A 14,932-nucleotide genomic window follows, 5' to 3' on the forward strand; every position below is an offset into this window, starting at 1 on the left:
TAAAACATTGACATTATAACCCAGCTTCTTTACCATCGTATTTATTTATGACCTGTTAATCTCCTATTTAGATTAACGGGTTATTTTTATTTTAGTGCCTTCGTTTTTGTTGTCATACTTCACTTATATGAGCTTGCGCATATGATGTATCGGAGTATTATCGTCGGCACTACTCCTACCGTCCTATCTCACTATTACTATATTGATGGCAGGTGTTGCTCATTCATAATAAATACCGTAAAAAATAAAAAGTTGCTCACTATGGTTTTCCCATTATCCTTTAGAGATTTTAAAAGCTACAGCTTACGCTTAGGTGTGCTCGCACTACCTATCTTAATTACTCAGTTTTGCCAAGCAGCACTTGGCGTAGTCGATGCCATTATGGCAGGTCAAGTCTCTGCGCTCGATTTGGCAGCAGTTGCCGTCGGTTCTGGTATGTGGCTACCTCTATTTTTGTTGGCCACTGGTATTTTAATTGCTACCACACCACTCATTGGCGAAGCAATCGGGCAAAATGATCATAACCGAGTACCTCATATCACACAGCAGTCTTTATGGACAGCTGGTGTCATTGGTATTGTTGGCTTTATCGTGGTTAATTTAGCTCCAAATATACTGGGAATAATGGGCGTACCTGAAAACATCCAGCCAATAGCCGCGCAGTATCTTCACGGTGTGTCGTTTGGTTTCCCCGCCCTAGCCGTCTATGCGGTACTACGCAGTTATTGCGAAGCACTTGGTCGACCTGAACCAGTCACTGTCATTAGTGTCATCGGCTTACTAGCAGACATTCCGCTGAACTATATTTTTATTCATGGTTTGTTCGGCATGCCTGAGATGGGCGGCGCAGGTTGCGGCGTTGCAACGGCCTTTGTGCTATGGATAAATGTACTACTGCTTGCTGCTTATACTAGCTTCACAAAACGGCAGCAGTTTGCTAGCACACGATTCTTTTATAGTTTTGCTAGTCCTAACCGTGCACAAATTAAAAAACTGCTTAAACTGGGTATTCCGATTGGTATCTCTATATTTTTTGAAGCCAGCTTATTTAGTTTGGGCGCATTGGTCATCAGTCCACTAGGCGAGATAGCAACGGCTTCGCATCAGGTAGCACTGTCAGTGACCTCCCAACTATTCATGATACCCATATCAGTCGCCATGGCGCTGACAATCATGATATCCAATCGTTTTGGTGAAAAAAACATTATGGCTCTGCGACAAGTGCAAGCCACAGGCTTAATTTGGACAGTGTTGATTGCACTCACTTGTATGCTTGGTATTTGGCTGTTTAGGCCACAGCTGGCAGCGGCATTTACAGACAATCCTATCGTCAGGGCACAAGCCATGCACCTACTTATCTTTGCATTGGCTTATCAATTGTTTGATGGTTGGCAAGTCAATATCGCTGGTATATTGCGTGGCATGCAAGACACCACCGTGCCAATGTGGGTCACACTATTTTGCTATTGGCTAGTGGCGTTACCACTCGGTATTTACTTAGTACGCTTTACTGACGTTGGTGCTCAAGGGTTTTGGATGGCATTAATCACAGGATTATTTTTATCGTCCATCCTGCTGACTTTACGACTGCGTTATCAACAAAAACGCTTAACAGCAAAATGGGCTTAATATCTTTCTGTAAACCTAGGGTGTGCCCTCATTTTAAAAATGGTGATAAAAATAAGATAAATCGCCGTTAAACGAGGAAAATAGTGCAGGTAATATCAAGATATTGACCAACTATTTGACGATGTTTGGCAAAATTTAGCTATTTTTAGCCCATTTAGAGGGCACTCGTTTGAATTTAGGACATGCCTTAGTATCTAGTAACCATTACTAGCGCTACTTGGTTACATAGACTATGATAAATCCTTGTATAATTCTTACTCGTATAATAGCTTACGTCATAATATGTAAAAAAATTCAGTTAACAACTGTACATCGATTGCTCATTTGCACGAATATAGGTATCATTAGCAATTATCTACACAATATTTAGTTACACTATTTCTCGAATTTAGTACAAGGCAAAATTAAAACTATGGATATTGAAAAAATACGCACTCTGATCGCACTCATGGAAGAAAGTGAACTGGTTAACTTAGAAATCAGCTCAGACGATGAACACATTAGTTTGACTCGTCACTACGACGCCCCTGCTCCAACGATGATGGCTGCACCTGCAGCAGGTGCTGCTCCCGTTGCTGCTGAAGCAAAACCAGCTGTCAAAGCAGGTAGTGTTGAGACATCACCGATGGTTGGCGTTTATTACTCAGCACCTAGCCCTAATGACCCACCTTTTGTCAAAGTAGGTCAAAAAGTACAGGCTGGTGATACGCTTGGTATTATTGAAGCCATGAAAATCATGAATCCACTTGAGGCAACTCAAAGTGGCATCATTGATGAAATCTTAGTCGATAACTCTGAAGTGGTACAGTTTGGCCAACCTGTCATACGCTATAAAGCGTAACGATTGTTTTTGCCACACTTTATCTCACTATGATTGAGGTTCCATTATCATTTGGCATCTAAATTTAAGCTATATTGCATTGACAATAATGACTTAAATTCACGATGCCAAAGTAACGACTCTATCAATGACTGCCGCTTCGACAAGGATGACCCCATGATAAAAAAACTGCTCATCGCCAATAGAGGTGAGATTGCCCTACGTATCGTTCGAGCTTGTAAAGCTCTTGGAATAGAGACTGTAGGTGTTTATTCCACAGCTGATGCAAACTTGATGCATTTACGTTTTGTTGATGAGGCAATCTGTATTGGTAAACCTAATGCCAATCAAAGCTACCTTGATATTAATACTATTTTAACTGCTGCTGAAATCACTGGTGCCGATGCCATTCATCCTGGCTATGGTTTTTTATCAGAGAATGCTGAGTTCGCTGAACAGGTTGAAGAAGCAGGTTTGACCTTTGTAGGCCCAAACGCTGATCATATCCGCTTGATGGGCAATAAAGTATCTGCTATTAATGCCATGAAAAAAGCAGGCGTGCCTACTGTACCAGGCTCTGTTGGTGCTGTGACTCTACATAATGCTGAAGAACAAGCGCGTAATATTGGTTTCCCCTTATTAATCAAAGCCGCAGCTGGCGGTGGTGGTCGCGGTATGCGTGTCGTTGAACGCTTTGAGGAGGTTATCGGACAAGTACAAGCTGCTAAACAAGAGGCAGAGTTGTGGTTTGGCGATGACACTGTTTATATGGAACGCTATCTACAGAATCCACGCCACGTAGAAGTACAGGTGCTTGGTGATGGCAATGGCAATGCCATCCATCTATATGATCGTGACTGCTCATTACAGCGTCGTCATCAAAAAGTCCTAGAAGAAGCGCCTGCACCAGATATTCCAGATGATGTACGCGAACCTATCTTACGAGCCTGTGTAAAAGCGTGCGAGCTTGTGAAGTATCGCGGTGCAGGTACTTTTGAGTTTTTATTTGAAAATAACGAGTTTTTCTTTATTGAAATGAACACTCGTGTACAGGTCGAGCATCCTGTGACCGAAATGATTACTGGTATTGATGTGGTCGTTGAACAGCTAAAAATCGCTGCAGGTTATGGTTTATCTTACCGCCAAAGCGAAATTGATGTTCAAGGTCATGCCATTGAATGCCGTATCAATGCTGAAGATCCAGCGACTTTTATGCCTTGTCCTGGTACTGTCAATCAGTTGTTTGCACCAAGTGGCTCAGGCGTTCGTTTTGACTCGCATTTGTATCCTGGATATGAGATACCGACATATTATGATTCATTAATAGGCAAGCTTATCTGTCATGGACAGACTCGCCAACAAGCGGTATCAAAAACACTACATGCACTAGATGAATTGGTAATCGAAGGTATCAAAACCAATATACCAATGCATCGTGATGTTATTTTAGCCGATGATAACTTTGTTCACGAAGCGCAAAACATTCATTACCTTGAAAGAGAGCTTCTAACCACTAATAAAGAAAAATCATAATTTATTGATATAAATAAAAAAAACCGTTCCTTCATTAGGTAGCGGTTTTTTTTATTATATGCAGATAGATTTCTTATCCTATTTATGATTCACAATCAATTAGCGTGGTCGAAAAAATACGTCCTCGCAAGTGATTATAAATCACTATGGCAACACCTTATGAAAATTCATAAAGCATTCGTTTCCTTCTGGATCTGCACACCACTGCATTTGGTTGCCGTCATGATTTAAAAAAGCAATCAACGCCTCACCGCTCTGATCAATCTGATTACCAGAACAATCTACTTCATTATTATCATAGACAGTGCTAATAGCGATAACTGGCAAACCTTCTTCTCGGTGTGTGACTAAATAACGACTATACGTCCATTCTTCACCACTCACCGCCCACATTTCATTGTCAGCACCAAAGTTATATAACTCACGGCACTGAGTTGAGTCTTTAGTAGAAGCACTCGTTTTTGTATGAGCAGTTGGTGGAATATCAACAATACGCCTTTCGCTTTGTACCAGAACACCATCTTCTGTACCAGTCTTTACGTCAGGCTCGACACTCTCTGTCTGCTGAGTAGCTTCTAACGTGTCTTGTCTAGCTCTAGCTTCGTTGGTCATTGTGATCGGACTATCCAAGTCTATCTCCCACTGTCCTGCAATAGCCGGACTGATATGCGTGGTAATGGTAGGCTTAGTCACAATTTCACCATTCGCAGGTACCGAAGCCAAAATAGATGCCAATGAAAGTGAAGCAAAAGATATAGGTTCCATAATTAACCTTATGTTTATATTAATATAATAATAGGTGCTATACACATTAGCGTAAGTCTTAGACAGCAAAAACACAAGTAATATTATGCTATTACTCTTGGCAGTCTATGCAGCTCGAATGTAGGTTATCTTGAGATAGTGTGGTCTCAAACTGCTAAGCTTTTTCCTATACAAAAAAAACATCACCGCTTCTTGCTTGTAGAAAAAAGCGGTGATGTTTTTTGCTGTATTAAACGAATGCCTTTTGATATTACGCGGCGATACTATTGGCTGCTTGAGCAAAGGCTGATAATGCACCTTTAAGCATAGCCGATACAGTACTGCTACAAGTACCAATCCCTGAATAAACATCACCATCAATATTTAACTGTATATAAGCCGCTGCATTGGCATTGGTTTTGTTGTCGCTATTGGTATCATCATCGATACCATCACCACTATTGTGCTGCGGATTGATTGCATGTTCAGCATAATTAATGACATGTATCGACTTACCAGTATGCTGAGCAATACCATCAATGAATGATGACAATGGTCCATTACCTTTCCCAGCAATATTGATGGTTTCGTCGTTCATCTGCACTTGACCGTCAAAGCACACTGCTCCGCCTTTGTTATTGACGCTATAGTCTAGTAGCTCAAATTCACCTTGCTGCAAATACGTGCTTTCAAAAGTTTGTAATATTTCATCATTTTGCAACTCACGTGCAGCACTTTCCGCTTGCTTTTGCACCACACCGCTAAAGTCAATTTGCATCCAACGTGGTAAGTTAAAGCCATAATTGCGCTGCAAGATATAAGCGACACCACCTTTACCAGACTGACTGTTGATACGTACCACATCTTGATAGCTACGACCAATATGCGCCGGATCAATCGGTAAGTAGGCCACATCCCAAACATTTTCTGTTTCATCTTGATGCTTTTCATTGTAGTCAAGAGACTTTTTGATAGCATCTTGATGTGAGCCACTAAAGGCGGTAAATACTAACTCGCCGACATAAGGATGACGCGGATGCACAGGCAAATTATTACATTCACTGACTACCTGAACAATATCACTCATATTACTGAAATCAAGCTCTGGATCGATACCTTGGCTAAACAAGTTCATCGCCATTACCATGATATCCATATTACCCGTACGCTCGCCATTACCAAGCAACGTACCCTCAATACGATCGGCACCAGCCAACACACCAAGCTCAGCCGCAGCAACCGCACAGCCACGGTCATTGTGCGTATGCAAACTAACAATCACATGCTCGCGCTGAGCAAGATGACGGCAGAAATATTCAACTTGATCGGCAAAAACATTAGGCGTAGAGGCTTCCACCGTCGCTGGCAAGTTAAGAATCACTTCCTGACCTGCTTGTGGCTGCCATACGTCACAGACGGCATCGCAGACTTCTACTGCATACTCGGTCTCTGTTTGACTAAAGCTTTCTGGCGAGTATTGGAACACCCACTCTGTCTCAGGATATTTTGCCGCATACTGCTGCAATAGTTTGGCACCTGCAATCGCAATTTCTTTAATCTCAGCTTTGTCTTTACCATATACTTTTTCGCGTTGAATGCGGCAAGTTGAGTTATACACGTGGACAATAGCACGCTTCGCGCCTTTTAATGATTCAAAAGTACGAGCAATCAAATGCTCACGAGCCTGCACCAAAACTTGCAAAGTTACATCATCAGGCACATGATTTTCTTCGATAAGCTTACGAGCAAAATCAAACTCAACCTGTGCCGCTGATGGAAAACCAATCTCAATCTCTTTAAAACCCACATCTACTAAGGTTTTAAAAAAACGCATTTTTTGTTCGATAGTCATTGGATCAATGAGTGCTTGGTTACCATCACGCAGATCCACACTTGCCCATATCGGTGCTTTCTCAATTGTCTTACTCGGCCAAGTACGATCTAGTAACGATGGTGCAAAGGCAAATGGACGATATTTTTTATAATCAAAAGCGGCATTTTTTGGTGTGGTCTTTGCAGTCGTAGCGGCTACAGTGCGCGTGGCTTGGTCAGACATAATCAATCCTTAAATGGTATGGGAATTTATGTTTTTAGCTAAATGGTAGATGACTCGGGTAATCTGCCTCATACGAGATAACCAATGTTTATGTGATTATAATATCAAAGTTCATGAAACAGAAATCGGCTTTATTTTATATAATTTTAGGTTATTTTAGTGAAATCCTATGCAATAGTAATTATAATTAGCTAAATCCTCTAATAAATCCAAAAATATGCTAAACCATCATTTTCCTCAACCTTCTTTAGCCGATATAGATGAGACCGATAGAAAGTTATTACGCTTATTACAGACACAAGCACGTATGAGTGTGACCGAGCTTGCGGAACACGTGAACCTTTCGGCCACACCTTGTGCCCGCCGTATTAAACGCTTAGAGGATGCGGGCGTTATCACTGGCTATTACACCAAAACAGATGCGCAAAAGCTTGGTTATCCATTGGCCGTATTTATCGCGATCAGTATGGATCGTCATACTGCTGAACGCTTTGAACAATTCGAGTCCAAAATACAGAGCTTTGAAGAAGTCGTTAGCTGTAGCATTGTCACTGGTCGTACCGAAGACTATCTTATCAAAGTTAGAGTACGCGATATGACACATTATGAAGAGTTTTTACTACATCGGCTAAACCGTATCGAAGGCGTCGCGCAAGTACATACCAGCTTTGAATTACGGGAAGTATTTAGCCGTAGCGTAGTTTAGGCTTGTCCTAACATTTGCACACGCTGATCACTGAACATATCCATATCTGGTGCAAGCGTACGCATGAACCGATCAAAATACAGCATCTGCTTGGTCAATAACGCAAAGTCACGTGGAAAATGAATACCATGACGCTTACCCACTTCCACAATCTCAAGCATCATTTGATTCAGCTCATCGGCTTGCTCTTTACTATTAAAAGGTACGCCACTGGTAAAGGCTTTATCCTCTGCCATGATAGTCTTCATCATACGCTGTAGGTCATCGCCCAGTGCCACGACATCGACCTGATTGCCACCATGCGTCATTTCCATATCAATCATATGTTGCGCCATTGCTTGATAGTCGCTGTCTTGCATAGCTTGCATCATACCCATACATGCCCGCCAGCTTTCTGCTTTTAGCTTACCAACGATACCGAAGTCTAAAAATCCAATGCGGCCATCTGTCAATAGCATCAAATTCCCTGCGTGCAGGTCAGCATGGAAACTATTACAAAGCATTAGACTAGCAAACCACGTATTTAACGTGTCTGCCATCACTTGTGCAGGATCAGCGCAGTACTGACGCATTAATGACTCCTCTACCATGGAAACACCATATAGACGGCTCATGGTCAGTACACGCTTAGTCGTCAACGCGTCATAGACCGTGGGCGCTGTCACACGAGTGTTACCTGATACGGTCAAAAACTGCTGAAAATCGCGAATGTTTTGCGCCTCAGCGATAAAGTCAGTCTCAGCTAACATACGCAAACGAATCTCATCGATAATTGGCGCAATGCTGGCAAACTTCATCGATGGCATCAGGATTTCAAGCAATTTAGTCACACCATGCAGTACGCCTAAATCCGTCTGCATAATAGTTTCAACGTTAGGCTTTTGTACTTTTAATACCACTTCATCACCATTGTGCAATCGTGCGGCATGCACTTGGGCAATAGAAGCGGACGCCAATGGCTCCGGATCGATATGGGCAAACCTATCATCAAGCGTCATGCCATCAACGGCCAACTCTTCTTTTAATACTTGCTCGATATAAGCATAAGACAATGGCGTGGTTTGATCCAAACAGCTCTGAAATGCCTTGACATAATCACGTGGAAACAAAGACGGCGTACTCGCAATAAACTGGCCAATTTTGATATAAGTCGTACCCAATTGTTCAAAAGTGTCTTTTAATAGCATCGCGTCAGGTTTTTCACCTTTCGCTACTCTGAGTGCAGACAGACCAGCGACACTCGCAGTTTGGCGAACACGATTGACAACATTGAATGTATGCTTTAATAAATGCGGACGGTGAATTTTCATAAGAAACAACTATGGTGATAGAAAGGATATTTTAGAATAAATGCTGATGTCATTAAATATTAGCGCAGTAGTGCATACAGTAAGGAGATGCTAATGACTGCTACAAACAGGACACTCTTTATCTTGTCGATAGCCCATTAATCGCTGCTGCATTTGGCTACCATCCCATATGAGCAGCTTGTTTTTCAGTGGATTTTTGGTTAATCCAAGGTATTGTAGAGCGGCATTGGCTTGTAAATTTCCCATAATCGCAGTCGTACTAGCAAGCACGCCTGAGTTAGCACAAGTACGCTCATCAGATTCTGTATCACTCACAACTGAACCAAACACGCAATGATAGCAGCCAGTGTTCAAATGTGGTTCATACAGTGCTAACTGACCTTGCATCGCAATTGCCGAAGCAGACAACAATGGAATCTGATAACGCACACTAATACGATTGATCACATCACGTGTGGCAAAATTATCCGTACAGTCTAAAAGCAAATCAGGCTTTACTGCTGCCATGTTGAGCAGCTCGTAGGCATTGTCTTCTTTCAACCGCGCCACTGCACCGCAAGCCGTAATCAATGGATTAATGCGCGCTAACATTTGCGCTGCTGTCAGTGCTTTATGCTTACCGATATCTTCGGGTAAAAATAGCGTCTGACGCTGTAAATTACTGGCCTCAATCACATCATCATCGATTAGCTCAATATGCCCAAGTCCTGCACGCACTAGCGTCTCAGAAGCAGGACAACCTAGACCGCCCGCTCCGATCATAACCACACGAGACGACTTCAGACGTATCTGAGCATCAATATCCCAGCCATCAAGCAATATCTGCCGCGCATAACACAACAGTTCTTCGTCTAGCAGCTGCCCTGCCTCTAATGAGAGTGCCATATTTAACCCTTATCCACTACTATTCCAAACTTATTATCAAACAAATTTATCTATACAAGCCTACTTACTGAAACTGTCCAAGCGTCACACGGTCATTATTACCGTAGTCTTTTACCGTATGCACAGACTCAAAGCCATTATCCAGAAACAGCTGTTGAACAGCAGATCCTTGGTCAAAACCATGTTCAATCGCTAATAACCCACCTACACGCAGATACTTCGGTGCCTGTTCGACAATATTTATTATATCCGCCAGTCCGTGATTAGGTGCGCTTAACGCACTAATAGGTTCAGCAACTAAACTAGCCAAATGCTCATCCTCTTCATCAATATAAGGTGGGTTGGACACAATCACATCGAATAATTGACTATCATCAGTCGGCAGACTCTCATACCAACTGCTCTGTATAAACTCAATATCAGCAACGTTATTGATAGCCGCATTGTGCTTAGCGACTTTTAATGCTTCTAACGACAAATCAACCGCGACCACTTGCCAGCTATCGTCTGTAGGACCAAGATTTTTTGCCTTTAGCTCATGCGCTAGGCTGATTGCGATGCAACCTGAACCAGTACCTAAATCCAGTAAACGTTTCTGTCTATTGTCATCATCCATACTCTTTGGCTGAGCACTTATTCCATTTAATACTTGTTCAATCAACACTTCTGTGTCGGGTCTAGGAATCAACGTATACTCATTGACAGTAAACGTGAGCGACCAGAACGCTTGCTGACCCGTCAGATATGCAAGCGGTATTCCTGCCTGCATCTTGGTCACACCTGAATTGAACTGCGCAAGCTCGCTGTCTGTTAGTTGATAACCTTCATCTGTGATTAGCGCTATCACAGGCTTATCAACGACATACAATAACCAGTCCGTTAGCCAAAACGATGGTAGTTTGCTGTTTGCAGCCTCATTCGTCAATTGCTGAATGTGCTGCTTTATCTGACGAATGGTCGATGCGATCATATATAGTTCTTAAAAATAATGTACATAACGAATAATGAGATAAAAACCAAAGACAACCATCGATCTGAAACACGTGGCCGCTCTTTAGAGCTATCCAATTTTGAGTTAGCTTTAGTTAATTTATTACCACCACTATTATCACCCTCATCATCGCCATAAATATCATCGTTGTCACCAATGACGATATGCTTATCGACATAGTAAATCAGCGCCAGAATCGGGATACCAATCGCAAAGGTAAAGATAAAGAAAAATGGATAGCCCATGTTATCGACGATAGCACCCGAGTATCCGCCCATTACTTTAGGAATCAACGTCATAAGTGATGAGAAAATAGCGTACTGAACTGCTGTAAAACGTATGGAGGTCAACGCTGATAAGAAAGCAATAAACACTGCACTAGCAAGCCCTGCTGCTAAGTTATCAAATATGACCGCAACATACATAAATGGCAAACTGCCTGGATTGTAAGTAAGTAGCACAAATAACAAATTGGTCACACACGCAAGAATCGCGCCAATCATCATGGCATGCATCATACGGAAACGCTGTGCTAATAGCCCACCTAAAAACCCACCCGCAATCGCCATAATCACGCCGACGAGCTTCACTGCGTTGGCGATATCTGTTTTACTAAAGCCCATGTCTTGATAAAAGACGTTGGAGATGACACCTGCAACAATATCTGAAATACGGTATAACCCAATGAGCGCCAGTAATAAAAATGCCTTTTTACCATAGCGTCTAAAGAAATCTAAAATCGGCTCAACCCAAGTGGCCATCGCTACTTCTTTTTTGACCAACCCTACTTGTACGAGTGCATAACCTGCAGCCATCGCCACACCCAAACTTATCAGCAGATGTAATGTTTCTACAAGGAAGCTAGAAAACGCGCCTTCGAACTCTGGAAATAATGGTCCAATCAAGACATAAGCCATGATAAACGCGACGACAGAGAATACAAACAGCAATACCAATCTTACGTAATCTTCGCGAGTTTCAGCGACTAATGGAGCTTTATTGATAATTTTAGGTTGGTTGATAATGAAGTACAACAGCAATAAAGGCGCACAAGCAACCAAGGCCAAAAAGTAAAACTTAATCGCTGGCATGGCCATTAATGGTATTAGCGCTAGGGTACTGCTGAATACTTTGTTGATCACAATATTGATTAGATATATCAAACTAAAAATCAATCCTGGTATTAATAGCAAACCAGAATAAATCAAGAACACCTTAAGATTGCTCTTCTGCTTTTTGTGTTGCAACGTCTCAGCCGTTGGCTCATAGCTGGCAAATGTGGTCAATACCCCTAACGTCATGACACCTGCCATGATGTAGTAAGTATTACGCCATGCCTCATAACTATAAAAAGTCTCATTCGAGCCAAAAAAATCTGCCAAATATAATGCACCTGCCCCTGCGACAATCATACCAATGCGGTAACCTGACACATAAACAGAAGACAATATAGACTGCATCGATGGCGGCGCAAGTTCGATGCGATATGCATCGATGACAATATCTTGGGTTGCAGAAGAAAATCCTAATAATACGGCAGCTCCTGCCATATAAACTAAAACAGCTTCGCTTACAGGATTCACATTGGCCATTAGGAAAATAGCCAGAACGATAAGTAGCTGTGATACCACCATCCAACTGCGTCGACGTCCCAACCACTTAGTCAAAAACGGTACAGGTAACGCATCAATCAATGGTGCCCAGATAAACTTGAATGAATAACCGAGCGCGGCCCAACTAAACATGGTCACAACGCCACGATCGATGCCAGCTTCTCTGAGCCATAATGACAAACTAGAAAAAATAAGCAGTATGGGAATACCTGCTGAAAAACCCAAAAACAACATAATCATGACACGTGGGTCTAAATAAGCTTTCGCCGCTTCTCCCCATGATTTTTTGGCAACTGGCTGATTGGGCGGCACAGATTTGACAGCAGACATAATAACTCACCAACACTTGAGAAAAAGAACACAACCGCGCACAATTTTTATCAATCATTACTGTCCATCATTGATATCGATTATTAACAATAAGGATCGATAAAAATTGCTTTACGTTGTAAAAATACGTTCATTAGAACAAAATTCAATTATGGTACTTCAGAACACCTAGCTTGACTAGACATTCTAATAATATTTTTCTATTCAACCGACTATATAGTCCAAGAGCTCTAAAATGGGCACAAGGCTGCCGACTGCAGATCGTACAAGTAGTATGTCTAAGGAGACTAATGCCGTAGTGGTTGAGTAGTTCACCGACTATAGTACGAAAGAGCTATACAACAACTGTCTAAGTAGACGCTATGTGTAAAAAATTAACATGACCCATGCCCTAATAATACGAGATAGCACCTATGGATATCGCTTTATTTGATTTTGATGGCACTATTACCCACACAGATACCTTTACCAAATTCTTATTATTTGCAGCACCTAAAAGCAGAATTAATACAGGTAAAGTCATCTTATTACCAACTGTTGTGAAATACAAATTAGGTCTATTACAAGGTAGCGAAATTCGAAAAAAGGTCTATCACTTTGCTTTTAAAGGAAGGAGTGAACAACAGCTTAGAATAAAAGGGGAAGCCTTCTCTGAGTTGATAATACCTCGTTATGTCAGACCTAATGCTTTTGAAAAAATAAAATGGCATCAACAAAAAGGTGATGTCGTCGTTATTGTATCGGCATCTCTAGACTTATATCTCAATCCATGGTGTGTCAAACATGGATTGGATTTAATATGCACTGAAGTAGATGTCGCTGACGGTATATTGACAGGCAACTATATCAATGGTGATTGTAGCGGAATAACAAAAAAGCAGTTAGTTGAACACAGATACAATCTGAGTAATTTTAGCACTGTATACGCATACGGAGATACGCCAGAAGATAACGAGTTACTCAGTCTGGCAGATGAAAAATTCTATCAACATTTTTGAATACTTAAAATATATATTCCAAAAAAGTATAAATTGATAGCTATTTATTATATACAAGAATAATAGCTTTGTTTTACACTGTTTACTTATCGCATGTTTATACATATTTATTTTATGTATACAGACGGATTTTGTATATTTAGATAATAGGATTAGGTTATGGCAATCGACGTAGTAGTCAATCAACGACACTTACAAATTCAGCTCAAACAGCTGGAGACAGTATGGCACACGGTGATTAATGGCTATAACTTAAGTCAGGCAGCTATCGTACTGCATACCAGCCAATCAAGTCTATCTAAACATATAGCGGCACTTGAAAATCAGCTAAAAACGGAAGTTTTTGTCCGTCAAGGCAAACGACTAACAGGGCTGACAACCATGGGTACAGCGCTCATGCCTCACATTGAGGCCATCTTCGCTGAAATTCGCACCATTGAAAACCTTAGCCTTGATTTTAATAACCCAAATATTGGCACGCTCACCATTGCAACTACTCATACACAAGCACGTTACGTGTTGCCGCAAGTGGTTAAAGAGTTTAAAGATCGCTTTCCTAAGGTTAATCTGATACTTCAACAGGCAGATCCTGAAACCATCGCACAGATGGTGATCCGTGGGCAAGCTGATATTGGTATTGCAACTGAGTCCCTACTACACAATAATTATCTACGGTGCTATCGCTATTATGATTGGACGCATCGTGTCATTGTGCCAAGCGATCACGAACTTGCTAGCCTAGAATCTATCGATTTACCGACCCTTGCTAGCTATCCAATCGTTACTTATCACGGCGGTTTTACTGGACGTGGAGCAATTGACAAGACTTTCTATGAGGCAGGGTTAGAGCCTGATATCGTACTAGCAGCACTGGATGCTGATGTGATTAGCACCTATGTTGGCCTTGGTCTAGGTATTGGTATCATTGCCGAAATGGCATTTGAGCCGAGCCATTATCAGAACTTAACCGCGATTCCAGTGGACCACTTTGGTCGCTTTACCAGTTGGATGGCGGTACGTGATGATGCAGAAATTCGTCAGTATGGGCGTGCTTTTATGGAGCTTTGTCAAAAACAGTTTAGCCAGTAGATTGATTTAATAACGTTCTAATACCATTCACAAAAATTAGAGTAGCAAGGAAAAAGAGTGCAAGCACTACACGTTGTAGGCTAAGCGATTTTGACACAGCTAATCGTATTCTTATGAATGGTATAAGCTTGAAAAGGACCGTTTCAAAAAGTAAATAATAAAAGGCATCGCCATCATTGAATAGCGATGCTTTTTATTGTTACTCGTACCAACACTTACCTTTATATT

General features: G+C 41.6%; 12 protein-coding genes. 6 read left to right on the forward strand and 6 right to left on the reverse strand.

Going from position 1 to position 14,932, the window contains the following annotated elements; translation table 11 throughout:
- The first annotated feature begins 261 nt into the window (after positions 1-261).
- The 3 genes from ACT3SX_RS09520 to accC all read left to right on the forward strand — a co-directional run bounded on the left by ACT3SX_RS09520 (position 262) and on the right by accC (position 3,982).
- Entirely contained in the window at positions 262-1,629 is a 1,368-nt protein-coding gene (locus tag ACT3SX_RS09520; RefSeq protein WP_192519743.1) for an MATE family efflux transporter, read from the forward strand.
- Positions 1,630-2,041: 412 nt separating this feature from the next.
- Positions 2,042-2,470 (forward strand): acetyl-CoA carboxylase biotin carboxyl carrier protein, encoded by a 429-nt coding sequence (accB, locus tag ACT3SX_RS09525; protein ID WP_192519744.1) that lies wholly within the window; start codon positions 2,042-2,044, stop codon positions 2,468-2,470.
- A 156-nt stretch (positions 2,471-2,626) separates the two neighbouring features.
- A complete protein-coding gene (gene accC / locus ACT3SX_RS09530) occupies positions 2,627-3,982 on the forward strand; it encodes an acetyl-CoA carboxylase biotin carboxylase subunit (protein ID WP_192519745.1) in 1,356 nt (451 codons plus the stop codon).
- A 144-nt stretch (positions 3,983-4,126) separates the two neighbouring features.
- On the opposite strand, the gene ACT3SX_RS09535 is transcribed toward accC, so the two are convergent.
- Positions 4,127-4,747, reverse strand: a complete 621-nt coding sequence (locus tag ACT3SX_RS09535; RefSeq protein ID WP_192519746.1) for a hypothetical protein — start codon at positions 4,745-4,747, stop codon at positions 4,127-4,129.
- Positions 4,748-4,997: 250 nt separating this feature from the next.
- Complete coding sequence (leuA, locus tag ACT3SX_RS09540) at positions 4,998-6,782, reverse strand: 2-isopropylmalate synthase (protein WP_192519747.1); 1,785 nt, start codon at positions 6,780-6,782, stop codon at positions 4,998-5,000.
- 217 nt (positions 6,783-6,999) lie between these two features.
- On the opposite strand from leuA, the gene ACT3SX_RS09545 reads away from it, so the two are divergent.
- Entirely contained in the window at positions 7,000-7,488 is a 489-nt protein-coding gene (locus ACT3SX_RS09545) for an Lrp/AsnC family transcriptional regulator (protein WP_192519748.1), read from the forward strand.
- Here ACT3SX_RS09545 and ACT3SX_RS09550 read toward each other — a convergent pair.
- The 4 genes from ACT3SX_RS09550 to ACT3SX_RS09565 all read right to left on the reverse strand — a co-directional run bounded on the left by ACT3SX_RS09550 (position 7,485) and on the right by ACT3SX_RS09565 (position 12,617).
- Complete coding sequence (locus tag ACT3SX_RS09550) at positions 7,485-8,798, reverse strand: ABC1 kinase family protein (RefSeq protein ID WP_192519749.1); 1,314 nt, start codon at positions 8,796-8,798, stop codon at positions 7,485-7,487. The genes ACT3SX_RS09545 and ACT3SX_RS09550 overlap by 4 nt on opposite strands.
- A gap of 90 nt (positions 8,799-8,888) precedes the next feature.
- A complete protein-coding gene (locus ACT3SX_RS09555; protein ID WP_192519750.1) occupies positions 8,889-9,683 on the reverse strand; it encodes a HesA/MoeB/ThiF family protein in 795 nt (264 codons plus the stop codon).
- 64 nt (positions 9,684-9,747) lie between these two features.
- Complete coding sequence (prmC, locus tag ACT3SX_RS09560; RefSeq protein WP_192991844.1) at positions 9,748-10,653, reverse strand: peptide chain release factor N(5)-glutamine methyltransferase; 906 nt, start codon at positions 10,651-10,653, stop codon at positions 9,748-9,750.
- Positions 10,650-12,617, reverse strand: a complete 1,968-nt coding sequence (locus tag ACT3SX_RS09565; protein WP_192519752.1) for an AmpG family muropeptide MFS transporter — start codon at positions 12,615-12,617, stop codon at positions 10,650-10,652. The genes prmC and ACT3SX_RS09565 overlap by 4 nt, the downstream gene beginning before the upstream one ends.
- A gap of 413 nt (positions 12,618-13,030) precedes the next feature.
- On the opposite strand from ACT3SX_RS09565, the gene ACT3SX_RS09570 reads away from it, so the two are divergent.
- Positions 13,031-13,615, forward strand: coding sequence for an HAD family hydrolase (locus ACT3SX_RS09570; RefSeq protein ID WP_192519753.1), 585 nt, complete (start codon positions 13,031-13,033; stop codon positions 13,613-13,615).
- A gap of 159 nt (positions 13,616-13,774) precedes the next feature.
- Complete coding sequence (locus ACT3SX_RS09575; RefSeq protein ID WP_192519754.1) at positions 13,775-14,704, forward strand: LysR substrate-binding domain-containing protein; 930 nt, start codon at positions 13,775-13,777, stop codon at positions 14,702-14,704.
- The last annotated feature ends 228 nt before the right edge of the window (positions 14,705-14,932 follow it).

The organism is Psychrobacter sp. AOP31-B2-9, from assembly GCF_052378005.1.
GTDB lineage: Bacteria > Pseudomonadota > Gammaproteobacteria > Pseudomonadales > Moraxellaceae > Psychrobacter.